Origin of the sequence: Paraburkholderia adhaesiva, assembly GCF_021390575.1 — a bacterium.
Classification (GTDB): Bacteria; Pseudomonadota; Gammaproteobacteria; order Burkholderiales; family Burkholderiaceae; genus Paraburkholderia; species Paraburkholderia adhaesiva.
Window position 1 is genome coordinate 818248 of sequence record NZ_JAJEJQ010000001.1, and the last position, 24233, is coordinate 842480.

General features: G+C 65.7%; 26 protein-coding genes and 1 other RNA gene. 12 read left to right on the forward strand and 15 right to left on the reverse strand.

Translation table 11 applies throughout. The annotated features are described in order from the left end of the window. Positions 1–3: 3 nt before the first annotated feature. A complete protein-coding gene (lptF, locus tag L0U80_RS03575; protein WP_233862560.1) occupies positions 4–1104 on the reverse strand; it encodes an LPS export ABC transporter permease LptF in 1101 nt (366 codons plus the stop codon). A 140-nt stretch (positions 1105–1244) separates the two neighbouring features. Between lptF and L0U80_RS03580 the strand changes: the two genes are divergently transcribed. The 3 genes from L0U80_RS03580 to L0U80_RS03590 are packed head-to-tail and all read left to right on the forward strand — an operon-like array spanning position 1245 to position 3662. Next, positions 1245–2756 carry a leucyl aminopeptidase gene (locus L0U80_RS03580; RefSeq protein WP_233862561.1) on the forward strand — a complete coding sequence of 504 codons (1512 nt, stop codon included), beginning with the start codon at positions 1245–1247 and terminating at the stop codon, positions 2754–2756. Positions 2757–2784: 28 nt separating this feature from the next. Continuing rightward, entirely contained in the window at positions 2785–3201 is a 417-nt protein-coding gene (locus tag L0U80_RS03585; protein WP_233862562.1) for a DNA polymerase III subunit chi, read from the forward strand. 44 nt (positions 3202–3245) lie between these two features. Next, complete coding sequence (locus tag L0U80_RS03590; protein ID WP_233862564.1) at positions 3246–3662, forward strand: DUF2486 family protein; 417 nt, start codon at positions 3246–3248, stop codon at positions 3660–3662. Positions 3663–3714: 52 nt separating this feature from the next. Here L0U80_RS03590 and L0U80_RS03595 read toward each other — a convergent pair whose 3' ends face one another. Together L0U80_RS03595 and ilvD are read right to left on the reverse strand one after the other, a co-directional pair. After that, positions 3715–4071 carry a c-type cytochrome gene (locus L0U80_RS03595; RefSeq protein ID WP_233862566.1) on the reverse strand — a complete coding sequence of 119 codons (357 nt, stop codon included), beginning with the start codon at positions 4069–4071 and terminating at the stop codon, positions 3715–3717. A 139-nt stretch (positions 4072–4210) separates the two neighbouring features. Further along, positions 4211–5884, reverse strand: coding sequence for a dihydroxy-acid dehydratase (gene ilvD / locus L0U80_RS03600; protein ID WP_233862568.1), 1674 nt, complete (start codon positions 5882–5884; stop codon positions 4211–4213). Between the two features lie 194 nt (positions 5885–6078). On the opposite strand from ilvD, the gene L0U80_RS03605 reads away from it, so the two are divergent. Together L0U80_RS03605 and lgt are read left to right on the forward strand one after the other, a co-directional pair. Next, on the forward strand, positions 6079–7029 hold the full coding sequence (locus L0U80_RS03605) for a LysR family transcriptional regulator (RefSeq protein ID WP_233865633.1): 951 nt from the start codon (positions 6079–6081) through the stop codon (positions 7027–7029). A gap of 172 nt (positions 7030–7201) precedes the next feature. Further along, entirely contained in the window at positions 7202–8110 is a 909-nt protein-coding gene (gene lgt / locus L0U80_RS03610; protein ID WP_233862569.1) for a prolipoprotein diacylglyceryl transferase, read from the forward strand. 111 nt (positions 8111–8221) lie between these two features. On the opposite strand, the gene L0U80_RS03615 is transcribed toward lgt, so the two are convergent. The 5 genes from L0U80_RS03615 to L0U80_RS03635 all read right to left on the reverse strand — a co-directional run bounded on the left by L0U80_RS03615 (position 8222) and on the right by L0U80_RS03635 (position 10729). Then, positions 8222–8965, reverse strand: coding sequence for an SIMPL domain-containing protein (locus L0U80_RS03615; RefSeq protein WP_233862570.1), 744 nt, complete (start codon positions 8963–8965; stop codon positions 8222–8224). 225 nt (positions 8966–9190) lie between these two features. Next, positions 9191–9649, reverse strand: coding sequence for an EVE domain-containing protein (locus tag L0U80_RS03620; RefSeq protein ID WP_233862571.1), 459 nt, complete (start codon positions 9647–9649; stop codon positions 9191–9193). Between the two features lie 167 nt (positions 9650–9816). After that, positions 9817–9998, reverse strand: a non-coding RNA gene (ssrS, locus tag L0U80_RS03625) — 6S RNA. Positions 9999–10055: 57 nt separating this feature from the next. Next, complete coding sequence (locus L0U80_RS03630; RefSeq protein WP_233862572.1) at positions 10056–10382, reverse strand: cell division protein ZapA; 327 nt, start codon at positions 10380–10382, stop codon at positions 10056–10058. Then, on the reverse strand, positions 10379–10729 hold the full coding sequence (locus tag L0U80_RS03635; RefSeq protein ID WP_233862573.1) for an ATPase: 351 nt from the start codon (positions 10727–10729) through the stop codon (positions 10379–10381). Before L0U80_RS03635 ends, L0U80_RS03630 begins: the two co-directional genes overlap by 4 nt. A gap of 936 nt (positions 10730–11665) precedes the next feature. Here L0U80_RS03635 and L0U80_RS03640 point away from each other — a divergent pair. The 5 genes from L0U80_RS03640 to cobC are packed head-to-tail and all read left to right on the forward strand — an operon-like array spanning position 11666 to position 16053. Next, positions 11666–12727 (forward strand): FecCD family ABC transporter permease, encoded by a 1062-nt coding sequence (locus L0U80_RS03640; RefSeq protein WP_233862574.1) that lies wholly within the window; start codon positions 11666–11668, stop codon positions 12725–12727. Further along, complete coding sequence (locus L0U80_RS03645) at positions 12724–13569, forward strand: ABC transporter ATP-binding protein (protein WP_233862575.1); 846 nt, start codon at positions 12724–12726, stop codon at positions 13567–13569. Before L0U80_RS03640 ends, L0U80_RS03645 begins: the two co-directional genes overlap by 4 nt. Positions 13570–13608: 39 nt before the next feature. After that, positions 13609–14673 (forward strand): nicotinate-nucleotide--dimethylbenzimidazole phosphoribosyltransferase, encoded by a 1065-nt coding sequence (gene cobT, locus L0U80_RS03650; protein ID WP_233862576.1) that lies wholly within the window; start codon positions 13609–13611, stop codon positions 14671–14673. A 37-nt stretch (positions 14674–14710) separates the two neighbouring features. Continuing rightward, entirely contained in the window at positions 14711–15478 is a 768-nt protein-coding gene (locus tag L0U80_RS03655) for an adenosylcobinamide-GDP ribazoletransferase (RefSeq protein WP_233862578.1), read from the forward strand. Further along, positions 15463–16053, forward strand: a complete 591-nt coding sequence (cobC, locus tag L0U80_RS03660; protein WP_233862579.1) for an alpha-ribazole phosphatase — start codon at positions 15463–15465, stop codon at positions 16051–16053. Before L0U80_RS03655 ends, cobC begins: the two co-directional genes overlap by 16 nt. Before the next feature lie 21 nt (positions 16054–16074). Here the strand turns inward: cobC and L0U80_RS03665 are convergent, their stop codons facing one another. Genes L0U80_RS03665 through L0U80_RS03675 form a run of 3 tightly spaced genes read right to left on the reverse strand, consistent with a single transcriptional unit; the run spans position 16075 to position 18006 of the window. Beyond that, entirely contained in the window at positions 16075–16977 is a 903-nt protein-coding gene (locus L0U80_RS03665; protein ID WP_233862581.1) for a cobalamin-binding protein, read from the reverse strand. A gap of 29 nt (positions 16978–17006) precedes the next feature. Further along, on the reverse strand, positions 17007–17546 hold the full coding sequence (gene cobU, locus L0U80_RS03670; protein ID WP_233862582.1) for a bifunctional adenosylcobinamide kinase/adenosylcobinamide-phosphate guanylyltransferase: 540 nt from the start codon (positions 17544–17546) through the stop codon (positions 17007–17009). A gap of 40 nt (positions 17547–17586) precedes the next feature. After that, on the reverse strand, positions 17587–18006 hold the full coding sequence (locus L0U80_RS03675; protein WP_233862583.1) for a PaaI family thioesterase: 420 nt from the start codon (positions 18004–18006) through the stop codon (positions 17587–17589). A 247-nt stretch (positions 18007–18253) separates the two neighbouring features. On the opposite strand from L0U80_RS03675, the gene L0U80_RS03680 reads away from it, so the two are divergent. Continuing rightward, positions 18254–18880 (forward strand): nucleotide-binding protein, encoded by a 627-nt coding sequence (locus L0U80_RS03680; RefSeq protein ID WP_233862584.1) that lies wholly within the window; start codon positions 18254–18256, stop codon positions 18878–18880. A gap of 136 nt (positions 18881–19016) precedes the next feature. Here the strand turns inward: L0U80_RS03680 and panD are convergent, their stop codons facing one another. The 4 genes from panD to L0U80_RS03700 all read right to left on the reverse strand — a co-directional run bounded on the left by panD (position 19017) and on the right by L0U80_RS03700 (position 21823). Further along, positions 19017–19403: an aspartate 1-decarboxylase gene (panD, locus tag L0U80_RS03685; protein WP_233862585.1), complete on the reverse strand. Its 387-nt coding sequence runs from the start codon at positions 19401–19403 to the stop codon at positions 19017–19019. A 127-nt stretch (positions 19404–19530) separates the two neighbouring features. Next, a complete protein-coding gene (gene panC / locus L0U80_RS03690; protein WP_233862586.1) occupies positions 19531–20373 on the reverse strand; it encodes a pantoate--beta-alanine ligase in 843 nt (280 codons plus the stop codon). A 362-nt stretch (positions 20374–20735) separates the two neighbouring features. Further along, the gene (locus L0U80_RS03695; RefSeq protein ID WP_233862587.1) at positions 20736–21638 is read right to left on the reverse strand and encodes a segregation and condensation protein A; all 903 of its coding nucleotides are present in this window, start codon (positions 21636–21638) and stop codon (positions 20736–20738) included. Then, positions 21638–21823: a DUF3460 family protein gene (locus tag L0U80_RS03700; RefSeq protein ID WP_233862588.1), complete on the reverse strand. Its 186-nt coding sequence runs from the start codon at positions 21821–21823 to the stop codon at positions 21638–21640. The genes L0U80_RS03695 and L0U80_RS03700 overlap by 1 nt, the downstream gene beginning before the upstream one ends. 494 nt (positions 21824–22317) lie before the next feature. Between L0U80_RS03700 and L0U80_RS03705 the strand changes: the two genes are divergently transcribed. After that, positions 22318–24183 carry an autotransporter assembly complex protein TamA gene (locus tag L0U80_RS03705; protein ID WP_373322178.1) on the forward strand — a complete coding sequence of 622 codons (1866 nt, stop codon included), beginning with the start codon at positions 22318–22320 and terminating at the stop codon, positions 24181–24183. Positions 24184–24233: the final 50 nt, after the last annotated feature.

Sequence of the window (24233 nt, forward strand, 5' to 3'; positions counted from 1 at the left end):
CGGTCAGCTCCCCTGCGTTTCGCGCGAGAACATTGCGCGAGTAAAGAGCGGCCGGTTGCGCACGCGCAGCCAGAACAGGAACGCGACGAGCGCCAGCACCACGATGTGTAGCGATACGAGCCCGACGCCGAACGGCAGCTTGCCTTGCTCGATCTGCGACTGCACGACGTTGAGCAGGTTCGAATAGGTGAGATAGATCAGCACGGCCATGACGAGGTTGATCGTGCGGCCGCGGCGCGGATTCTGGTAGGCGAGCGGAATGGCAAGCAGCATCAGGTTGATCGCGATGAGCGGCAGACCGCAGCGCCAGGCGAGTTCCGCGAGGTTTTCGGCGGTCGGCTGGCGCAGCAGGCCGAGCGTGGAGGTGCTGCTGGCCGTGGGCGTCGCGACGACAGGCTGGCTCTGGATCTTCACGCCGTAGCGCTGGAACTCCGAAATGCGAAAGTCGGGGTGGCCCGGTTCGCCGTCGTAGCGGCGGCCGTTTTCGAGCACGACGAAGCGATCGCCGTTCTTGTGGGTCTCGGTGTGGCCGGTGCGGGAGACGATCACGCTGACCTTGCCGTTCTCCGTCGTCGTGACGAACACGTTCTCGACGCGCGCCTGGTCGGAGCTCATGCTCTCGATGAAAAACACGCGGTGCGTGGCGGGCGATTCGCGGAACTGGCCAGGCGCGAGCAGCGACACTTCGTCACGCTGCTGGAAACGCGCGCGGATCAGCTTGCTCTGGGCGTTCGACCACGGCCAGCCGACGAAGGCGAAGAACAGGATCAGGATCAGGATCGGCGTGGCAAATGTGGCGACCGGCTTGATGAGGCGCGTGAGGCTCACCCCGGAGGCGAGCCACACGACCATTTCCGAATCCTTGTACCAGCGCGTGAGCACGAACAGGATCGACACGAACATCGTGACGATCAGCATCACGGCCATATAGCCGATCACGGTGAGACCGATGAGGACGAGCACGTCGCGCGGGTCGACCTGACCTTGCGCGGCAAAGCCGACGATGCGGATCATCATCGTCGTCAGCATGATCGTGAGCAGAACCATGAACACGGCGCCGGCCGTGTACGCGAGTTCGCGCTGCAGGGAACGTTCGAAGATCATTCTTGATGGACAGGGAGGCCCGTGCCAGACGCTGCTCAGCTCAACTCAGCTCGCGCATCCGACCTGGAGCCGCCGCGGGAAAAATAGCGGATAATTGCGGCTTTCATCCTAAGCCCTGATTTTATCCGAGGACAAGCGCGATGGACTTTAGCATAAAAGCCTGTGACTGGAGCAAAGGCGGACAGGGCACCTTCCTGACCGGCAAGTCGGATTGTGTCGTGATCGGCGTGTTCGAGGCGCAGACCCTGTCGGGCCCGGCGTTTGTGATCGACAACGCGATCGGCGGCACGATCTCGCGCGTGGTCAAAGCCGGCGATATGAGCGGCAAGGCCGGCTCCACGCTGTTCCTGCCCGAAGTGACGGGAATCGGCGCTTCACGGGTGTTGCTGGTCGGTCTCGGCAAACAGGACGAATTTGGCCAGAAGGCCTACGGCGAAGCCGTCAAGGCGGCCTGGCGCGCTATCCTCGGCACGAAAATCGCGCAGGTCACGTTCACGATCACCCACTTGCCGGTCAAGGACCGCGCGGGTGACTGGGCCGTGCGCGCCGCCATCCTTGCGCTGCGCGGCGAGACCTATCGCTTTACGCAGATGAAGAGCAAGCCGGACACGACCGTGCGCGCGCTCAAACGCGTCGTCTTCTCCTGCGACTCCGCCGACGAAAAAGCCGCGAAGGTCGCGGCGAAGCACGGCGCGGCGATCGCCAACGGCATGGATCTCACGCGCGATCTCGGCAACCTGCCGGGCAACGTCTGCACGCCCACGTATCTCGCGGCCGCCGCGAAGAAGATCGCGCGCGACTGGAAGCTGAAGGTCGAGGTGCTCGGACAGCGCCAGATCGAGGCCCTCAAGATGGGCTCGTTCCTTTCGGTGACGAAGGGCTCGGTCGAGCCGCCGCAGTTCATCGTGCTGCACTATCAGGGCGCGAGCGCGAAGGCCGCGCCGGTCGTGCTGGTCGGCAAGGGCATCACGTTCGACACGGGCGGCATCTCGCTCAAGCCCGGCGAGGGCATGGACGAGATGAAGTACGACATGTGCGGCGCGGGCTCCGTGCTCGGCACGATTCGCGCGGTCGCCGAAATGGGCCTGAAGCTCAACGTGATCGGCATCATCCCGACCTGCGAGAACATGCCCGCGGGCAACGCGACCAAGCCGGGCGACATCGTCACGACGATGTCGGGCCTGACCGTCGAGGTGCTCAACACCGACGCCGAGGGCCGCCTGATCCTGTGCGATGCGCTCACCTACGCCGAGCGTTTCAAGCCGGCCGCCGTGGTCGATATCGCCACGCTCACGGGCGCGTGCATCATCGCGCTCGGCCATCACAACAGCGGGCTGTTCTCGAAGGACGACGCGCTCGCGGGCGAGCTGCTCGACGCTTCGCGCGAAGCGGACGACCCGGCCTGGCGCCTGCCGCTCGACGACGAGTATCAGGACCAGCTGAAGTCGAATTTCGCGGACCTCGCCAACATCGGCGGCCGTCCGGCGGGTAGTGTGACCGCCGCGTGCTTCCTCTCGCGCTTCGCCGAAAATTACCCGTGGGCGCACCTCGACATTGCGGGTACGGCCTGGAAGAGCGGTGCTGCGAAGGGCGCGACGGGCCGTCCAGTGCCGCTGCTGTCGCAATTCCTGATCGACCGCGCGGCGCAATGAAGTTCCGTGCAAGGCGGGTGGCGGGCAGATGACGCGCATCGACTTTCACACGAACGTCGGCGACTCGCTGGCGTACGCGTGCCGGCTCGTTCGCAAGGCGTATCTGGCGGGCGAGCAGGTGGTCGTGCTGGCGGAGCCGGCGCGCTTGCGCGCCTTCGACGAGATGCTCTGGACCTTCTCGCCCCTCGACTTCGTGCCGCACTGCATGGCCGACAGCGCACTCGCGAATGAGACGCCCATCGTGCTCGCGGCGGATCTCGAGCGTGCGCCGCATCATCGTGTGCTGCTCAATCTCGGCGCGACGGTGCCGCCGCAGTTCGCGCGCTTCGAACGTCTGCTCGAAGTGATCGGCGATACGCCGGATGAACTCGCGGCAGGTCGCGACCGCTATCGTTTCTACCGCGACCGCGGCTATGCGCTGAACAACTACAAGCAGGGCGGATGAAGCCCTGTGTGTACGGCGCGTTTGGATAACGCGCGTTCTGCTGAGTGAAGGAGGTTTTCGTGCCGGACGAACACGACGTAGATGACACTTCGATTCCGCTCCTGACCGACATTCTCGTGCCGGGCAATGTGCTGCGCGCTCGGGGCGGTGTCGCGCCGGCCGCCGTGCCCGCCGGGGTCGAAGGCTTGTTCGCCGGCGATGTCGATGCGCTCGCCGAGCGGCTGCGCGGGCGGTGCCTCGGCTGGTTGACCGGCGATGGCCGGGGGGTGATCGAGTCCCGTTGCAGCGCCGCATTGCAGGAGCATTCGCGCTGGCTCGTGGGGCAGGTGTCGCGCGAGATCGGTCTTGCGCTGGAAAGCGAGCTGAAGGGATGGGTGAAGGCTGCCGTGCGCGAGGAACTGGCGGCGCGTGCCACCCATGGACCCGGTTCCGGTCCGGGCTCGTCGGCGGGCGGCGCCTGAGCCGACCGCAAGATATCGATGCGGCGCAACGCGCTGCCGCACAACTTATCGTTTATTTGAGCGTGAGTATCCAGCCCGCGAGCGTGGCCGCCTGACCTGGGCTTAGCTGTGTGTTCGCGGGCATCGGCACGGTACCCCATGCGCCGCTGCTGCCGTCCTGGATTTTGTGGGCGAGATACGTTTGCGCGTCGGGCTTCGACGCGTATTTCGACGCCACGTCCCGCAGCGACGGTCCCATCAACGTGCGGGTCACCGAATGGCAGCTCATGCAATTCTTCTGCTGCGCGAGCGCGAGGCCGGACTGGCCCGCCGTGGGATTCTGCGCAACGGCAGTCCCTGCTGCGAAAGCCAGCGGGAGCGCGGCGGTGAGCGTGGCTGTTGTCTTTTTCACTAGCGACTTCAGGTTCATGCTGGTCTCCGCCGACGTGAGCGCCGACTATTGTGTGGTCGCATTATAAAAGCAAAGGACGCACGGCTTTCGCGTGCGCCCTTGTTCGTTGACGGTCGTCTCGCGAGCGGCCGCATCCGCGCTGCGATTGCCCGGACGCCTAGCCCGTCACCGCGCCCTCGTTTGCCGGGCGCGCGAGCGCCGCGTACTTCGCAAGCACACCGCGCGTGTAGCGTGGGGCAGGCTGCTTCCACGCGGCACGGCGGCGAGCGAGTTCCGTGTCGTCGATGTTGAGTTGCAGCAGCAGCTTGTGCGCATCGATGGTGATCGAATCGCCTTCCTGCACGAGCGCGATCGTGCCGCCCTCGAACGCTTCTGGCGCGACGTGGCCGACCACCATGCCCCACGTACCGCCAGAGAATCGGCCATCGGTGACGAGGCCCACGGATTCGCCGAGACCCTTGCCGATGATCGCCGAAGTCGGCGCGAGCATTTCCGGCATGCCCGGGCCGCCCTTCGGACCGAGGTAGCGCAGCACGACGACGTCGCCGGCCTCGATCCTGTCCGCGAGAATCGCTTCCATCGCGCTTTGCTCGTCGTCGAACACGCGCGCCGGGCCTGTGATGACCGGGTTCTTCAGGCCCGTGATTTTGGCGACGGCACCTTCGGTCGCAAGGTTGCCCCTGAGGATCGCGAGGTGGCCTTCCCTGTATAGCGCTTTGTTCAGCGGGAAGATGACCTTTTGATCGGCGCGCGGCACCGATGGGACATCCTTCAGTTCCTCGGCGATGGTCCTGCCCGTAATGGTCATGCAGTCGCCGTGCAACAGGCCCCCGTCGAGCAGGAGCTTGAGCACTTGCGGAATGCCGCCGGCCTTGTGCAGGTCGGTCGCGACGTACTGGCCAGACGGCTTCAGGTCGCAGAGCACCGGCACTTTCTTGCGCATGCGCTCGAAGTCGTCGATGGTCCAGTCGATTTCCGCGGCGCGTGCAATCGCAAGATAGTGCAGCACGGCGTTGGTCGAGCCGCCCGTCGCCATGATGAGCGCCACGGCGTTCTCGATCGACTTTTTCGTGATGATGTCGCGCGGCTTGAGGTCCTTCCTGACTGCTTCGACCAGCACGCGCGCCGATTCGGCCGCCGAGTCGACCTTTTCCTCGTCGGGGTTGGCCATCGTCGACGAGTAAAGCAACGACATGCCGAGCGCTTCGAACGACGAGCTCATCGTGTTCGCGGTGTACATGCCGCCGCACGAACCCGTGGACGGGCACGCGTTCTTCTCGATCCCTTCGAAATCCGCTTCGGACATGCGGCCGGCCGTGAATTCGCCGACGGCCTCGAAAGCCGACACGATCGTCAGATCCTTGCCCTTCCAGTTGCCCGGGCGGATTGTGCCGCCATACACGTAGATGCCCGGCACGTTGATGCGCGCGAGCGCGATCATGCCACCCGGCATGTTCTTGTCGCAGCCGCCGATCACGACCACGCCGTCCATCCACTGACCTTGCACGCAGGTCTCGATACAGTCGGCGATCACTTCGCGCGACACGAGCGAATACTTCATGCCTTCGGTACCCATCGACATGCCGTCCGAAATCGTCGGCGTGCCGAAGGTTTGCGGGTTCGCGTCGGCGCCCCTGATGGCCGCGACGGCCGCGTCGGCCAGGCGCTGCAGGCCCGCGTTGCAGGGCGTGATCGTGGAGTGACCGTTGGCGATGCCGATCATCGGCTTGTCGAAGTCGGCCTTTTCGTAGCCGAGTGCGTAATACATCGAACGGTTCGGCGAGCGGGCGACGCCTTGCGTGATGTTCTTCGAACGACGGTTATACGACATGGGGAAGCTCCAGTGGGATGTGTACCGGATGCTGGGCCAGGGCTTTTTCTTGTGTTCTTTGCTTGTGTGCTTTATTGCGCGCGCCGGCATGCTCGCGAAAGCATGCGATTTCGCGAGCACAATGTCCAGTATATTATTCCCGTCTCTCAAGGTCGGAAAACATATCACTTCGCATATGATTGCGCATGGCACCCATGGACTCGACGATTCCAGATCTGCGCCAACTGCGCTACTTCGTGGCCGTGGCCGAAGAGCAGCATTTCGGCCGCGCCGCCGCGCGCCTTTCGATGACGCAACCGCCGCTTTCGCAGGCGATCCGCGCGCTGGAACAGACGCTCGGCGTCGAGTTGTTCGCGCGCACGCGCCGTTCGGTCGAGTTGACGGCGGTGGGTGCTGACCTGCTGCCCGAGGTGCGTCGCATCCTCGCGTCGGCGCAGGCGCTGCGCCCGCTCGCGCAGAGCCTCGCGCGCGGCGAGGCGGGCGTGCTGACGCTTGCCTTCGTCTCGACCGCCGACTACGGTCTCCTGCCGCTCCTGCTGCGCGACTTCGGCGCGCGCTATCCGCGCGTGCGGCTGCAACTGGTCGAAGCGACGAGCGACGTGCAGGTGGAGGAACTGGTGGCGGGGCGCATCGACGCGGGCCTCGTGATTGCACCCTTGCCGCCGCGCCACGCGGCACAGCTGTCCTGGCTGCCGATTGCGCGCGAGCCGCTGGTGATTGCGATGCCGGAGGCGCTGGCGGCGCGCGCGGGTGGCCCCTCGGATGACGACTGGTGCGAAGCACCGGTGAGCCTGCGCGATCTCGCCGACGCGCCGCTCATCGTCTTCCCGCGCCATCTGGCACCAGGCTTTTATGACATCATCATGGACTGCTACGGCGCGGCGGGACTCGTGCCGCGCGTGGGGCAGGAGGCGATCCAGATGCAGACGATCGTGAGCCTCGTCTCGGCGGGCATGGGTGTCGCGCTCGTGCCGCAATCGCTGCGTCACCTGCGGCGCACGGGCGTGGTCTATCGCCCGCTCGCGGAAGCGGTGCCCGCCATCGAAACAGGGCTCGTCTGGCGTTCGGCGGAGGTGAGCCCGGTGCTGGCGGCCTTCATCGAGATCGTCCGCGCCCATGCGTCGACGCCCGATGCGCCGGGCTGAATGGCGGGCACGCGGTGTTTCATCATTCGAAATCGCGCGCGACGTCCCGACTCGGCGATAATGCTGGCGCTGCGAACCGCATCGCGCCGCAACTGCGTCTGGACCCTTCGACGCGCGCAACACGATCCGCAACCCTGATGACACCCTTCGTCGACAAGAACTGATCCTCACGATGCTCATCCACCCGAACTTCGACCCCATCGCCATTCATCTGGGGCCGCTTGCCGTGCGCTGGTACGGCCTGATGTATCTCGTCGGTTTCATTCTTGCCATCGTGATCGGCCGCCTGCGTCTGCGGCTGCCGTACGTCGCGGCGCAAGGCTGGACCGCGAAGGACATCGACGACATGCTGTTTTATGGCGTGCTCGGCACGATCCTTGGCGGGCGCCTCGGCTATGTGCTGTTCTACAAGGCGAGCTGGTATTTCGCGCATCCGCTCGACATCTTCAAGGTGTGGGAAGGCGGCATGTCGTTCCACGGCGGCTTTCTCGGTGTGACCTTCGCGATGATTCTGTTCGCGTGGCAGCGCGGCCGCACGTGGCTGCAGGTGACCGACTTCGTCGCGCCGATGGTGCCGACGGGTCTCGCCGCCGGACGTCTCGGCAACTTCATCAACGGCGAACTGTGGGGCCGCGTGACGTCGCCCGACGCGCCGTCGGCGATGCTGTTCCCGAGCGCCGCCAACGAGGATGCCGCCTGGCTTGCCGCGCATCCGCAACAGGCGGCGCAATGGCACCTCGGCGACGTCTTCGCGCAATATCACCTGCTGCCGCGGCATCCGTCGCAACTCTACGAGATCGCGCTCGAAGGGCTTGCGCTATTCCTGCTGCTGATTTTCTTCTCGCGTAAGGAGCGGCCAGTGGGCGCCATATCGGCGGTGTTCCTGATCGGCTATGGCCTCGCGCGCTTCACCGTCGAGTTTGCGCGCGAGCCCGACGACTTTCTCGGCTTGCTCGCACTCGGGCTGTCGATGGGCCAGTGGCTTTCGCTGCCGATGGTCATCGTGGGTGTGTGCGTGCTCGTCTGGTCGTACCGGCGCGCGGGTCGCAACGGAGCGCAGGCGGTCGGCGCGAAGAGCTGAACGAACTTCATCGCATCGTCGAGTCCACGAAAAAGCCTCGCAAAATGCGGGGCTTTTTGTTGTGCGCGGCGCTCGTGCGTCGCGTGTTGCTTAGCGTCGCTTCGCTTCACGTCACTTCATCTGCACGGACCCCGAAACGTTGACGGTCACGGTCGACGTGCCGGCTTCGAGCGGTATCGGCTGCGCCATTTTCGCGTCGGAGGACATCGCGCGTGCGCTCATCATCATGACCGGGCGAGGCTGGTTGAACCCGTGGCCCACGTTCACATCGCGGATCGTGTAGCTGCTGTAGCCGAAGGCGCGCGCAGCGGACATGGCCTGTTCGCGGAACGACGCGATGGCCTGGCCCGAGAGCTTTTGCTCGGCGGCGCGTTGCGCCTCGGGCGAGAGCGAGAACTGCACGTTGCCGACCTGCATGCCAGGAGAGATGTCGCCCGCGAGCTTCGCGGCGGCAGCGAAGTCGTGCGATTCGAGCACCACTTCCGTGCGGCCACGCCACGCCGAGATGCGGCCGTCACGATCGGTGGACGGAAAGATCGAGAACTGACCCGACCGCGCGGTGACGCCGGACACGCCGCGTGCTTTCTGCAATGCGGCATCGGCGCGTTGATTGAGCGTGGCGGCGAGGGACGTGGGATCGTTGGCTTCCTGCTCGAAGAACAGCGTGATCGTCACGACGTCCTGCGGTACTTCCGCGCTCGCCTGCGCGGAAAGCGACAGCACGCCAGCAGGCTGGAAGCGCGCGTCGCTCTGGGCGAGCGCGGCGCGAGGCGCGAGCGTCAGCCCAAGAGGTGCGGCCACGGCGAGGGCGGCGGCAAGGACGGGTGCAAGCGCCGCGGCAGTATTGCTCTTCATTGTCGACTCCTTGCTAAACGGATTTCGCGGTAGCCACGCGTGCAGAAATGGCCGCACGAAGGCGAGTGCATGCGTGTGTCTCGCACATGCTCGTGCGGCATGCGTTCCCACGTGTCATCTGCGTGAGCGTTAGTCGGGTGCGGCGCGCGCACAGTTCCCGTCAATGTAAGGCTTTTTAAAACTACCGAGTGCGAAGGTGCACGCAGTGCCGTCGCCAAGCGGGCATCACATCAGATGGTTGGTGATGAACGCCCATTCGGCTTCGGTCACGGGTGTGATCGAAAGTCGATTGCCTTTCGCCAGCACGCGCATATCTGCAAGTGCTTCGTGGTCGCGCAACGCTGCGAGCGGAATCAGCGCGCACTTCTTTTCGAACACGACATCGACGAGCATCCAGCGAGGATTCTCTTGCGTCGATTTTGCGTCGTAGTAAGGGCTCTTCGGATCGAATTGCGTGGGATCGGGATAGGCCGTCGACGAGACGTGGGCGAGCCCCGCAATGCCGGGCTCGGCACAACTCGAGTGATAGAAGAGCACGCCGTCGCCGATGCTCATCGTGTCGCGCATGAAGTTGCGCGCCTGATAGTTACGCACACCCGTCCAGGGCAGCGTGCGATGCGGTGCGTGAGCGAGGTCGTCGATGCTTGCTTCGTCGGGTTCGGACTTCATCAGCCAGTAGCGCATGAGTCGGAGGTCAGATCGAAAGAGAGCGGGGGACGTGAGCGCGATTCTCAGCGCGCGGGCGTTTGGGGACGGCCAGATGGAACGAAAAAGCGTGGAACGATGAGGCGATGCTACAACGGGCGCTACAAAGAAAAACGGCACCGGACACAAGTCCGATGCCGTTCGAATTGGTCCCCGCCTTAGCCGCTAGGCCGGCATCCTGAACCGAGGGTTCAGAATTGGTCGCAGTAAGCAGCACTTCGGGTACATCAGACAGAGTGACGTTCACGCCCGTGCTACAAATTTCCGCAACCGTGCACATGGCATTGGTTCAAGGAATATATGACCTTGGCGAACCAGGCAGGGAAGCTAACTAAACCTTTTAAAACGTGTTATTGCTGCAACTCGTGAAGTGCTTGAGCACTTGTTACTGCGCGCCACCTGCTGCTGAATGCTGCTGGATGACCGCGCCGAGTTGTTCATTCATTGAGCGCATTGTACGACGGATTTCTTCGGCTGGGAATGCTTCGCCGTGTCGCACACTCGCCTGCAGACGCAGCAGTTCCGACGCGAGCGAGAGTGCAGCCATCACCGCGATTCGATCAGTGCCGCGCACGCTGCTATGTGTGCGGATTTTAGACATTTCCGCATCCACGCGTGCGACGGCTTCGAGCAGCGCGCCTTCAGTTTCCGGCGAACAGGCGAGGCGATAGGTCTGTCCGAGAATCGTCGCTTCGATCTGCTTGGTGGTCATGCATTTTCTCCGTGGCGGGCCGCGTTGCTGTCGTCGTTGCCCGGCGACTGTTCAAGCAGATCGAGCTGGCTGTCCGCTTCACCGTGCGCACGTGCGCGCGGCAGCTTTTCGAGAATCGCGTTCAGGCGCACTTGCGCGTCGTCGATTTTCGCGGTCAGCGCGTCGCGTTCCGCTTGCAGCGCGTTGCGCTCTTCGCGCACCTGCTCGAGTTCGGCGCGAGCCGCATCGCACTGCGCCTGCGACTGTGCAAGTTGCGCTTCGAGTGCGAGGCGTGCTTCGTGTTGGCGCTGATTGATCTCGATCAGCCGCCCAATATTCTGTGAGAGTGTTTCGAGTTCGTTGAGCATGTGCTGCGTCCTCTAAAGACAGGCATTCTAGCGCGGATTACCGCGTTTTCCGATAATTGTGTCGTTTCCAGTCGTAACATCCCTGCTTCTTGCTGATAACGGCAGCGAGCTGGCGCAGCAGGAACGCATTTTGCCAACGTTTGCGCCTTAAAGCGAGCAGGGCGCGGGGGCGTTCCTTGACGTGCATGCGGGCCCCTCCTACACTTGCCGCACCCTTGGTGAGGGTGCCTGAACTGTGCCATCAGCTGTGCTGTAGAGCGGGAAACAGTGAGCGAAGTTCGGCCGGTCCTGCGCTATGTGTTGCAGCGCAGTCGTGGCGGCGCGAGTCTTCTACATGACGCGCTCACGCAGCCCGATTCCAGTTCACGCGGTTCGCGTGTGTATCCGTCGCCGTTGGTGGTACGTGTGCGCAGGTGGATCGTGTCGTCGCCAGTCCGGATACGGGGCGCAGCGCGAGGCGCCGGCGATGTGATGGCGCTGCGCTTCACGACGCAGCATTGCTGTGAGTGGAGCACGTGCAGGATCGCTGCCGGAAGGTCACCGTCACGTGTTAGACGCTCGCCGTCGCAATTACGTGCGATGCGTTATTGCGACGTGCTTTGTCGTCGTGGAGTTGCCACAGGCACGCTGTGCGCGTCCGATGCGCTCGCAGCGCGCCGCTTCCAGCGAGCGCGTATGGCCAGGGCATGCAGTCTCAAAACGATGCGTGCGCATCGTTCGTGTTCGAGCGTGTCGTACGAATGCATTGCACGCGCCTCGGCAGTGGGGTCACGCGTTTTGCCCGATGTAGTGCCAAACACAGTAACCCCATTCGCGCGAACCCGGCGATGGCATCTCTAATTTCCCGTCGCGTTATAACATCGCGAAGTCGCAGTACTTCGCCGCGCACCGTTCTGACTCTTTCGAATTTCACAACGTACCCGTCCGACCCGCACGATGCGATCCGCCCAACGCGATAACATCCCCGCCGCGCGCGAGCGCACGCTCAGACCGTCGATGAGCGCGCGCCGCGCGGGAACCATCTGGCTCGCGCTGGCGCTCGCGGCGCTCGTCGTGTTCGTCATGTCGCTTGTTGCGGGTAGCGTGCCGGTGACGCTGGCCGATGTGTTCAGCGCGTTGTCGCCTTCGCACTCCGGCGCCGACATGGCCGCCGAAATCGTTCGCACGCTGCGCCTGCCGCGCGCGCTCGGTGGTTTCGTGTGCGGCGCATTGCTCGCGATCGCCGGAGCGCTCTTGCAGGTGCTGCTGCGCAATCCGCTCGCAGAGCCGTATGTGCTCGGCGTGTCGGGCGGCGCAGCGGTGTTCGCGCTCGTCGCGATGATGTCGGGCGTCGCGTTTTGGGGTGTGCAGGCGAGCGCTTGCGTCGGGGCATTTGCTTCGATCCTGATCGTGCTCGGCCTCGCGCGCCGCGAGTTGTGGCGCGGTGAGCCGCAGGACAGCTCGCCACGTCTTCTGCTTACCGGTGCCGTGACGGCGGCGGGGTGGGGCGCAGTGATCACGCTGCTTTTGACGCTCGCCCCCGATGCACAACTGCGCGGCATGCTGTTCTGGCTCACCGGCGACCTCGACGGCGCGGGGATGCCGTGGGCGGCGCTCGGCGCGCTTGTGCTCGTGCTGGTGGCCATCGTGCCGGTCGCGCCGCAACTGAATGTGCTTCTGCGCGGCGATGCAGCCGCACAGGCGCTCGGCGTGCCGGTGCTGCGCCTGCGCTCGCGTGTCTATTTCGCCGCTTCGATCGCAGCGGCCGCCGCGGTCACGACGGGCGGCACCATCGGCTTCGTCGGCCTCGTCGTGCCGCACATGCTGCGGCTCGCATTCGGCAACGATCAGCGCATGTTGCTGCCCGCCGCCGCACTCGCGGGCGGTGTCGCCGTGATGGGCGCCGATCTCGTCGCGCGCACCGTGGCCGCGCCCGCGCAGTTGCCGGTCGGTGTCGTGACTGCGCTCGCGGGCGTGCCCGTGTTCCTGTGGATGCTGCTTCACCGGCGCACGCGATGAACCAGAGGACCCCGACGACCTCGAAGACCCCCGGTGAGCCGCCCCTTGCGGCCCACGCGCTGACTTTGCGGGCCGGGACACGCACGCTCGTCGAGTCCCTCACGCTGCCCTTCGGTGTCGGCGAAATCTGGTGTGTCGCGGGGGCGAACGGTGCGGGCAAGACCACGCTGATCGGTGCGCTGGCCGGACTGCGCGCGAGCGCAGCGGGCCGCGTCGAGATCGACGGCCGCGCGCTCGAAGATTGGGCGCCCGTCCGGCTCGCGCAGCGTCGCGCGCTCATGCCCCAGGACGCGCATGACGCGTTCAGTGCGAGCGTGCTCGACATCGTGTTGCTCAACCGCTATCCGCATCTCGCGGGCTGGGGGTGGGAGCGCGACGAGGATCGCGTGGCCGCGCACGACGCGCTCGCGGTGCTCGGACTCGAAGCGCTGGCCGCGCGCGACGTGCTTTCGTTGTCCGGTGGCGAACGGCAGCGCGTCGCGCTCGCCGCCGTGCTGTGCCAGGACGCGCCGCTTCTACTGCTCGACGAACCGCTTTCGCACCTCGACCTGCATCACCAGATCGCCTGCCTTGAGGCGCTTGTCCGCTGGGTGAGCATCGACGCTCGCACCATCGTTTTTTCCTGTCACGATCTCAATCTGGCGCGGCGCTACGCAACGCACGCGCTGTTGCTCGATGGTCGCGGTGGCTTCCACGCAGGGCCGGTGCGCGAGGTATTGACGCCCGCGCGCGCAAGCGATGCGTTCGGACATCCGCTTGTGCTGATCCGCGACGGCCCTCACGAGGCGCTTGTGCCCGCGCTTTCGCGCGGGTCAGTGCAGTCGCCCGGCGGCGATGCATGAACGTCGCGCCCGTATGACCTTGAATCCTCTGAAACGAACATGACGCCGAATCTTTCCCATCTGCTCGACATCGAGCCGCTAGATCCATCGCTGCGCGACGAGCTGCAGCACAAGATCGACACCCGGACCAAACCTCCGGGGAGTCTTGGGCGCATCGAGACGCTCGCGCGCCAGCTCGGCATGATCCAGCGTACGACGAGCCCGACCGTCACACGCCCCGTGATGATCATTTTCGCGGGCGATCACGGCATTGCGAACGAAGGCGTGAGCCCGTATCCGCAAGCCGTGACCGTGCAGATGGTCGCGAACTTTCTCGCGGGCGGCGCGGCGATCAACGCGTTCAGCGGCGTCGCGGGCCTGACGCTCGAGATTGTCAATGCGGGCGTTGCCACCCCGTTGCCTCCATCGCCCTCACTCGTCGAAGTGCCCATCGCGCGCGGCACACGCAACTTCGCGCATGAGCCGGCGATGACGCGTGACGAGGCCATCGCCGCGCTCGAAGCGGGCGCGGCGCGCGTGCGCCATCACGCGGCGCTTGGCACGAACGTGATCGGCTTCGGCGAGATGGGGATTGCGAATACGTCGGCTGCTGCGTGCCTGATGAGCCGCTTGTGCGGCGTGCCCATCGACGAATGCGTCGGGCGTGGCACCGGTCTCGACGACGACGGCCTCGCGAAGAAGCGCAACGTGCTCGCAGCGGCGCTCGCGCATCACGCGGACGCGCGCGAGCCGCTCGACGTGCTCGCGACGTTCGGCGGCTTCGAGATCGCGATGATGACCGGCGCGTATCTCGAAGCGGCGCGCTCGAATATGGCGATTCTCGTCGATGGCTTCATTGCCACGTCGGCACTGCTGGTTGCCGATGCGCTCGCGCCGAACGTGCGCGATTACTGCGTGTTCGCGCATGCGTCGAACGAGGCGGGGCATCGGCGCATGCTCGACCACTTCGGTGCGCGCGAACTGCTTGCACTCGACTTGCGGCTCGGCGAAGGCACGGGCGCGGCGCTCGCCGTGCCGCTTCTGCGAGCGGCGTGCGCGTTCCTCAATGAGATGGCGAGCTTCGAGTCGGCGGGCGTGACGGACCGCGACGACGGTGGCGCGTGATGTTTGCGCGAGGCCGCGCGCGCATGAGGCATGAGCGATGAATCCGCTTGCCGAATTGCGCTACTTCTTCACGGCGCTGGGTTACTTCACGCGCGTGCCGGTGCCGCGCTGGGTCGGGTTCGAACCCGAGTGGCTCAACGCGGCGGCGCGCTATTTTCCGCTCGTGGGCGCGCTGCTCGGCGCGTTCGCCGCGCTCGTGTATCTCGCGGCGCTGCACGTCTTTCCGCCCGGTGTTGCCGTGCTACTGTCGATGGTGGCAACGCTTCTTGCGACCGGCGCCTTCCACGAGGACGGACTCGCCGATTGCTTTGATGCGTTCGGCGGCGGCTACGTGCGCGAGGACGTGCTGCGCATCATGCACGATTCGCGGATCGGCGCGTTCGGGGCGATCGGGCTCGTCGTTGCGCTCGCGTTGAAGTGGCAAGTGCTCGCATCGTTGCCGCCCATGCGCGCTGCGATGCTCATGATCGCCGGGCACGCCGCAAGCCGTGCGTGTGCAATCAGCTATCTCGTTTCGCTCGACTACGTTCGCGCTGAAGGCAAGGCGAAGCCCGTTGCGCAGCGCATGAGCTTCGCTGCGTTGCTGTGTGCGTTTGCGTTCGGGCTGCCGTGGCTCTTCTGGCCCGCGTGGCCCGACTGGCGCGCGGGCATCGCTACGCTCGTTGCACTTGTCGTACTGCGCTACGCGCTCGGGCGTTATTTCGTGAAGCGCATCGGCGGCTATACCGGCGACTGCCTCGGCTTCGCGCAACAGGTGTTCGAACTGGCGATCTATCTCGTGGGGCTCGCGTGGATCTCGTTCTGATCCGGCATCCGGCCGTGGCCGTCGAAACGGGCGTTTGCTACGGCAGCAGTGACGTGCCGCTCGCAGGCGACGCAGCGCACGAAGCAACGTGCCTCGCGCGGCGGCTCGCGGCGCTCGATGCCCCTGTGCCACTGCGGATCGAATCGAGTCCGCTTACGCGGTGCGAGCGCGTCGCCAATGCGCTTGCGTTGGCGCACGGCCTCGCGCCGTGCGTCGATCCCCGGCTCGCGGAGATGGATTTCGGCGCGTGGGAGATGCAGCGTTGGGATGCCATCGAGCGCGCACAGATCGACGCCTGGGCCGCCGATTTCGAGCATGCACGCGCGCACGGCGGCGAAAGCGTTGCACAGTTCGATGCGCGCGTCGGCGCGTGGTTCGATGATGTGCCCGCCAGGGGCTCCGGAGAGACAACCTGGGTGGTGACGCACGCTGGCGTGATCCGGTCGATCGCGGCTCGCGCGCTGGAACTGCCGTTGTCGCGCTGCGTGCGCTGGCCGCTCGAAATGGCCGCGCTCGTCTGGATGCGGCGTGATGCGCCTAGCGGGCAGTGGCAGCTAGTTCGCTGGAACGTCTAGTCATTCGATTCGGATGCCGAATCAATTTGGCGCGCTCGCATCCCGCTTGCGAGCCTGATCCAGATCCTCGCACAGTTGCGCCGCGCCTCGCGCGATGCGCGGCGCGGGACGCGTGAGCAAATCGCCATCGATGGAGAAGAGGTTGCCGTGCTTGACGGCCGATAACGCAGGCCACTTGCGCCAGCTTTCGAGCGTGGGCAGCGGACGCTCGGGCGCGGTCGCACCTTGCGACGATGTCACGATCGCGTCGGGGTTCGCCGCGAGCACCGCTTCAGTCGAAACGGTCGGCACGAGCGGCTTTAAGGCCGCGAATACGTTGCGCCCGCCGCACAGCCCGATTACGTCGCTAACCATGTGCTCGCCGTTGAGGGTCATCAGCGGCTGATTCCAAACCTGGTAGAAAACGCTGACCGGCGTGCGGTTCGCGTAACGCGCGCGCAATTGAGCGATGTCGCGGCGAAAGGCCAGGGCTGCGGCCTGCGCGGCCGGTGACGTGTCGAGCAGCACGCCGAGGCGTGTGAGCGAAGTCGCGATGTCGTCGAGTCGCCGCGGTTCGCTGAAGAACAGGGGAATGTGCAGGGCGCGCAGGCGGTCGATCTGCTGGTCGGCGTTGCCGTGCTGCCAGACGACGATCAGGTCCGGTTTGAGCGCGGCGATGCGTTCGAGGTCGAGCGCGAGGCTATCGCCGACGCGCGGCACACGCTTCGCCGCGCCGGGGTAGTCGCTGTAGCTCACCGCGCCGACGAGCCTGGCACCTCCGCCTGCCGCGTAGATCAGTTCGGTGACATGCGGTGCGAGGCTGATCACGCGCTGTGCGGGCGCGGGGAGCGTGATGGTGTTGCCGGCGTCGTCGACCACGCTGACCGACGCCAACGCGGCGCGTGTACCAAGCGCTAGCACCACGCCGGCGAGAATGCGCCTCATCGCGACGCGGCTGACGGGTCCGCGCGGCCTCACGGTGCTTTGAGCGTGAGCGGCAGGCCGGCGGCGACGAGTGTCGCGCGGTCCGCGAGGGCGGCAATGCGCTGGTTCAGCCGGCCGAGTTCGTCGACGTAGAGACGCGTGGCCGCGCCGAGCGGCACCACGCCCATGCCGATCTCGTTGCTCACGATCAGCACCGTGCCTTGCGCGCGCTCGCAGGCGGCGGCAAAGGCGTTTAGGTGCGCGGACCAGTCCGGCAGCGGGGCTTCGGAGTCGGGCGGGCAGAGCAGGTTGGCGAGCCAGAGCGTCAGGCAGTCGATCAGCACGCATCGGCCTGTAACGGCGGCGCTGTCAAGCGCGCCCGCAAGATCGAGCGGCGCCTCGACGAGCGCCCAGTGCGCGGGTCGCCGCGCACGATGATGCGCGACGCGCGCGGCGAATTCGTCATCCGCGATGCGCGCCGTTGCGATATAGGTGACCGGCAGGCCGCTTTCGAGGGCGAGGCGCTCGGCGTGCGCGCTCTTGCCCGAGCGTGCGCCGCCGACGATGAAGGTGAGGTCGCGCGAAATCATCGCGTGATTGTACCGGCGTGTACTGGCGCGGCTGCGCGGGTCAGTAGAGCACCATCTGCGTGCAGCGAAAGAGCGCGATGGTCTTGCCGTCGGGTCCGCTCACCGTCGCGTCCCAGACCTGCGTGCTGCGACCCAGATGGACGCCTGTCGCGACCGCCGTGATCGTGCCTTCGAGCGCGGTGCCGAGAAAGTTGCTCTTCAGTTCGATCGTCGTGAAGCTTTTTGCGCCCGGCGGCAGGTGCGCAAGGCACGCGTAGCCGCAAGCCGTGTCCGCGAGCCCGACCACGGTCGCCGCGTGGAGGAAGCCGTTCGGCGCGAGCAGATCGTCGCGCACGTCGAGTTCGGCGCGCAGCATGCCCTCTTCGAGTGCCGTCGCGCGAAAGCCCAGCAGATCCGGCAGACGCCCGCGCTGGCGCTCGCGCAGGGCGTCGATCGTGAAGTCGGTACGCAGCTTGCTCATGGTCGAATGTTCCGTGGAAAATGGGGGGCAATGATGGTGGCCGTACGTCCAGGGCTTCGGCGGCGACGGATTTGCCGATATTATCGGGCGGTTGAGTGCGCGCGCGGTGCCATTCCGGCGCGCGGGCGATCCGCCTGAACGCCGCGGCAAGCGGCCCGCGTCGCGTCACAGACGCACACAGATGCATCTGGCATACACATCGGCAATCCGGCTGGCCCGCGCGCCAGCCATCCTGACGGGAGTATTCATGACGGTAATCGTGGTGGCGAATCCCAAGGGCGGCGTCGGCAAGAGCACGCTGTCCACCAATCTGGCGGGCTTTTTTGCCGCGCAGGGCGAGTGGGTGGCGCTCGCCGACCTCGACCGGCAGCAGTCCGCGCATTCGTGGCTCGACCTGCGGCCCGAGACGCTGCCAGCCATCGAAAGCTGGAACGTCGACCTGGACAACCCGCAAAAGCCGCCCAAGGGGCTCGAGCATGCGGTCATCGACACGCCCGCCGGCCTGCACGGCAACCGGCTCGCCACGATCGTCGAACTGGCGGACAAGGTGATTGTGCCGCTGCAGCCGTCGATGTTCGACATCCTCGCCACCCAGGACTTCCTCGACCGGCTCGCGAAGGAAAAGTCGGTCCGCAAGGGGGCGATCGAGGTCGGTGTCGTGGGTATGCGGGTGGACGCGCGCACACGCTCGGCAGACCAGTTGCAGCGTTTTGTCGAGGGGCTGAATCTGCCGGTGCTCGGTTATCTGCGCGACACGCAGAACTACGTGCAGCTGGCGGCGCACGGGCTCACGCTGTGGGACGTCGCGAAGAGCCGCGTGGAGAAGGATCTGGAGCAGTGGCAGTCGATCCTTGCCTGGGTCAATGGGAAATGACCGGCAGGTGAGTGCTCGAGGTGCAGTGCGCGCCGCCTTAACGGCGCACCGCCTGCCAGGAGCCAGGCGGCGCGCTTGAAAGCGCCTGCCAGGCGCGGGCGGCCGAGGCAGGACGCCCGCTGCCCGCAGCCGGACTTCAGGTCCAGTTCTGGGTCGGCACGTGGTCGCGGCTGCCCTTGATGCGGTTGTTTCCGTCGACGAAGACCAGATCCGGCTTCCAGCCCGCCTTGAGCTCTTCCTCGTCCACGTTCGCGAAGGCCGCGATGATCACGAGGTCGCCCAGTTGCGCGCGGCGCGCGGCCGAACCGTTCAGCGAAATCATGCCGCTGCCACGCTCGCCCTTGATCGCGTAGGTCGAGAAACGTTCGCCGTTGTTGACGTTCCAGATGTCGATGCGCTCGTTTTCGACGATGTTCGCCGCTTCGAGCAGGTTTTCGTCGATCGCGCACGAACCTTCGTAGTGCAGTTCGCAGTGCGTGACGACGGCGCGGTGGATCTTCGACTTGAGCATGTGGCGTTGCATGAGACTTCTCCTCTCGCGAGCGGGCGTGCGGCCCGCCGCAGGTCAGGCCAGGGGTGGCGAGGCTGCCGCCCGTAAAGCAGGTGTCAAAACAGGGTACACACGGCCGCAGTCAGGTGCGGCGGCCGGGTCAGATTTCGAGGTTGTCGATCAGGCGCGTCGCGCCGATTTTCGCGGCGGCCAGCACGACGAGCGGGGCCTCCGCGTCGCTTGCTACGCCTGGGGCCGGCGGCAGCAGGTTCGCGCGCTTGCGGATCGCGATGTAATCGGGCTTCCAGCCGCGTGAGGCGAGGGTCGCCATCGCGTCGAGTTCGATCTGCTGGAAGTCGCGCCGGCCCGACAGCACCGACTCGCGCACCGCGCGCAGCACGCCGGCCAGTTGCGGCGCTTCCGCGCGCTCGAGTTCCGTCAAATAGCGGTTGCGCGAACTGAGCGCGAGGCCGTCGGCGTCGCGCACGGTTTCGGCGGCGATGATTTCGGTCGGAATCGCGAGCTGTTGGCACATCCCGCGCATGATCATCAGTTGTTGGTAATCCTTCTTGCCGAATACGGCGACGCGCGGCTGCACGCACGACATCAGCTTCATCACGACCGTGCAGACGCCCTCGAAGAAACCGGGGCGGAATTCGCCTTCGAGGATGTCGCCGAGGTTGTGCGGCGGGTGGACGCGATATTCCTGGGGCTGCGGGTACATGTCGGCCTCGGTGGGCGCGAACAGCACGTAGACGTTTTCCTTCTGCAGCTTGTCGATGTCGGCCTGGAGCGTGCGCGGATACTTGTCGAAGTCCTCGTTCGGGCCGAACTGGAGCCGGTTGACGAAGATGCTCGCCACAACCGGATCGCCGTGCTGGCGCGCGAGCCGCATCAGCGACAGATGGCCCTCGTGAAGGTTGCCCATGGTCGGCACGAACGCGGTGCGGTTTTGGCCGCGCAACTGGTCGCGCAGTTCCTGAATCGAGCTGATGACTTTCATGATCGGGTGCGTTATGCCTCGCTCGGGGCAAGACTTGGGTTACAGCCACCGGCGGCCGGGTGCGGCGGGCCGGTTCGGGAGCCGTCTGGAGCCCGCCAGGAGTCCGGCTGGCCTGGTCGGAGCGGCGCTCGCCCGGCCGCTGACGGCAAGGCAGGCGCGGGCGATTGTAGAGGATTTATCCGGGCAGCGCAGCCGCTTCGGTCACACGGGCGTAAGACGAAACGCCGGGCCGGAGCGGAAAAATCGGGGTCATGGCGGGGCGCGCAGAGCCCGAGGCCCGGGGCGGCATCGTCCGGTGTCACGGTGCGTCTGCTGAAGAGGCCGCTCACGCGCGCCAGATGCAGCGGCATCGCGCCACCGGCTCAGGCTGGCAGGTAGGCGAGCCTGACGTAGATCGGCGCGAAGGGTTCGGCCTGGGTAATCTCGATCAGCGATTCGCGCGACAGTTCCAGCATGGCGATGAAGTTCACGACCACGACCGGCACACCGCGCGAGACGTCGAACAGCTCCGAGAACTCCATGAATCGCGTGTTCTGAAGCTTGCGCAGGATCACGCTCATGTGCTCGCGCACCGACAGCTCCTCGCGCGAGATCTTGTGGTGCTGCACGAGCTTCGCGCGCTTGATGACGTCGGCCCACGCGGCGCGCAGGTCGACCGTCTCGACGTCGGGAAAGCGCGGCGTGATGCTCTGCTCGATGTAGACCTCGGCGCGCAGGAAGTCGCGGCCCAGTTGCGGGAGCTGGTCGAGGCGTTGTGCAGCGAGCTTCATCTGCTCGTATTCGAGCAGGCGGCGCACGAGTTCGGCGCGCGGGTCTTCGGCTTCTTCGCCCGTGTCGGCCTTCTTGACCGGCAGCAGCATGCGCGATTTGATCTCGATGAGCATCGCGGCCATCAGCAGATATTCGGCCGCGAGTTCCAGATTGGTCTTGCGCAGTTGCTCGACGTAGCCGAGGTACTGCGTGGTGACCTCCGCCATCGGGATGTCGAGGACGTTGAAATTCTGCTTGCGGATCAGGTAGAGCAGCAGGTCGAGGGGGCCTTCGAAGGTCTCGAGAAAGACTTCGAGCGCATCCGGCGGGATATACAGATCCTGCGGAAGCTTGAAGAGCGGCTCGCCGTATAGACGCGCGAACGCGACGCCGTCAACCGTGTCGGGCGTCGAGTCGGTTACGGGCGCGGTCAGCGCCTCGTCCGCCGCTTTGTGCGCCGGCGCGCTCGCGGCGTGACCCGCCTCGTGCGCGCTGGCCCCGTCGGCCTCGGCCATCAGAAGTTCTGGTAGTAGGCGTAGGACGTCTGTTTGACGCGCGAGGCCTGCTGGCGCTCGCGCTCGTCGAGATCCAGAGGCTGCTTGTCCCACAGGAGCGAGCGGCCCTTGCGCTGTTGCTCCTCGAGTTGCGGCTTTTGTTGCTTGAGCTGATTCAGGAACTGCGTGATGTCCGACTGATACATGGCCGACGTCCGTCAAAAAATGGCGGGCTGCACTACTGCGCGCCCGCCGCTGTTCGTGTAGCCGGCAATTTTACAGCAAGCGACGGCTGCGGAACATCCGGGACGGGAGGTGCGCGGTCGGGGCGAAGTCCGGGCACGGTCGGAACGTAGACTGGACACAGACGGCGCTGTACGTACGATTTCATCTGACGGAGCTGGCGTCGCAGCAGTCGGCCCGAGCGGGCGATTGCCGCTCTTTGCGCGTCGTTCCTGGGTTTGAGCCTGCCGATGTGGTGAAATAACACGTTTGCGCCCCAAACCCGCCACGCGCTGCCATCGCGCGCGGCACGGCACCGGGCGGCCAGTTCTACGAAGGCCGGAGGTTTTGTTTGGCGGGATCGGTGATCGAAGCTTCGTGCGCGTCGCGGCGCCCCTCGGGGACGGCGCGGTCGGCGTGCGCCAGCCGCGCCACCACGGCGGATGGCGCGCCGCTCGGGCGCAGCCGGGAAGCGGTCATCGCCCGTCTTGCTGTCTGCTTTTTCGCCCGGTTTGCTGCCAGCTTCGCAGCCCGGGTTGCAGCCCGTTCCGCTGCACGTTCCGCAGCCGGTTTTGCCGCTTGCCTTGCCGTCGCGCTCGTCGCGGGCCTGTTCACCGCGACATCCGCGCAAGCCGCATCCGACAGCTGGCTGCCGTGGGCACGCGCGCGCACGTACTACGACGTCGAGATCGACGCCACGCCGCGCGAGTTGCGCAAGCTGCTGGAGACGCACCTCGACATCGCGCGCTTCGCGACGCGCAGCGACATCAGCGACGACCAGTACGCGTTCCTCGTGACGGCCACGCCGCAGCAGGTGCGCGACCTCGCGTCCACCGTCGGCTATTTCACGCCGGTCGTACGCACCGACTCGAAGATCGTGGAAGGCAGGCGGCGCGTGCGCGTGAGTGTCGATCCTGGGCCTCGCACGACGATCTCGTCGGTGACGCTCACGTTCCGGGGCCCCGTGCTCACCGAAGACAAGACCCAGGAGAACGCCGCCCGGTTCGCGTTCTCGCTGCATGACGGCGACCCGTTCACGCAGTCGGGCTGGGACGACGCCAAGAACGGATCGCTCAAGGCGCTGCAGTCGCGGCGCTACCTCGGTGCGAAGATCGTGCAGTCGGAGGCGCGCATCGATCCGCTGAAGCGCGATGCGCGGCTTTCGGTGACCTACGACAGCGGCCCGACTTTCACAATGGGCGAGCTCGACGTGCAGGGCATGCGGCGTTATCCCGAGTTCATCGTGGCCAACGTCAATCCGATATCGCCAGGCGAGAACTACGACGCCAGTCGCGTGACGGAACTGCAGCGCCAGATGCAGAACACGCCGTATTTCGCGAGCGTGGCGATCGCCGTGGACGACAATCCCGAGAAGCCGCAGCAGACGCCGCTGCATGTCAAGGTGAGCGAGTTCCCCTACAACAACTTCCGTGGCAGCGTCGGTTACTCGACCGATACCGGCCCGCATGTGCAGGGCTCCTACACGTATCTCGACACCTTCGGCGCCGCCTGGCCGTTCCAGGTGCAGGGCCGGCTCGACCAGATCCAGCAGTTCGGTCAGATCCAGCTCTCAATGCCGCCGGGGCCGCGCGCCTGGACCAACAGCGCGCTCGTCTCGTACACGACCACCGATGTGTCCGATACGAAGATCTTCAGCCTCCGCGGGGGCGTGCAGCGAGCGCGCACAGCGCAGAACATCGACATCGCGTACTCGCTGCTCTATTACCAGGACCGCCTCGAACAGAACGCTGCGCCGCCGTCGATAGCCCGCGCGCTGGTGCCGTCGTGGTCGTGGACGCGCCGAAGCGTCGACGATCCGATATTCCCCCGCTCGGGCAACATCATCCGCGTGGAGGCCGGCTTCGCCGTGAAGGGCGCGATCGCCGACGCGACCTTCATCCGCGGCTACATGCGCGGCCAGCAATATCTGCCGATTGGCCGCAGCGATCTCATGCTGTTTCGTGCGGAAGTCGGCGGCGTGTTCACGGGGGCCAGTTCGAGCGACGTCCCGGCCTCGCTGCTGTTCCGCGCGGGCGGCTCGAATTCGGTGCGCGGCTACTCTTTCCAGAGCATCGGTAACGATGTCGACGGTTCGATTTTGCCGACCAAATATCTCGTCACGGGAACGGCGGAATATCAGCACTGGTTCAGCCACGACTGGGGCGCTGCGACATTCTTCGACATCGGTACCGCAACCGACACCTGGGGCGAAAAGGTCTTCGATCCGGGCGCGGGTTTCGGCGCACGCTGGCGCAGCCCGGTCGGTCCTGTCAATCTCGATCTGGCGTATGGCTTTCGCACGCACAGCGTGCGGCCCTATCTGACGCTCGGGATCGCTTTCTGATGATGACGCACGCCACGTCTCGCTATATTTCGATGCCGCCGCCCGCCGGG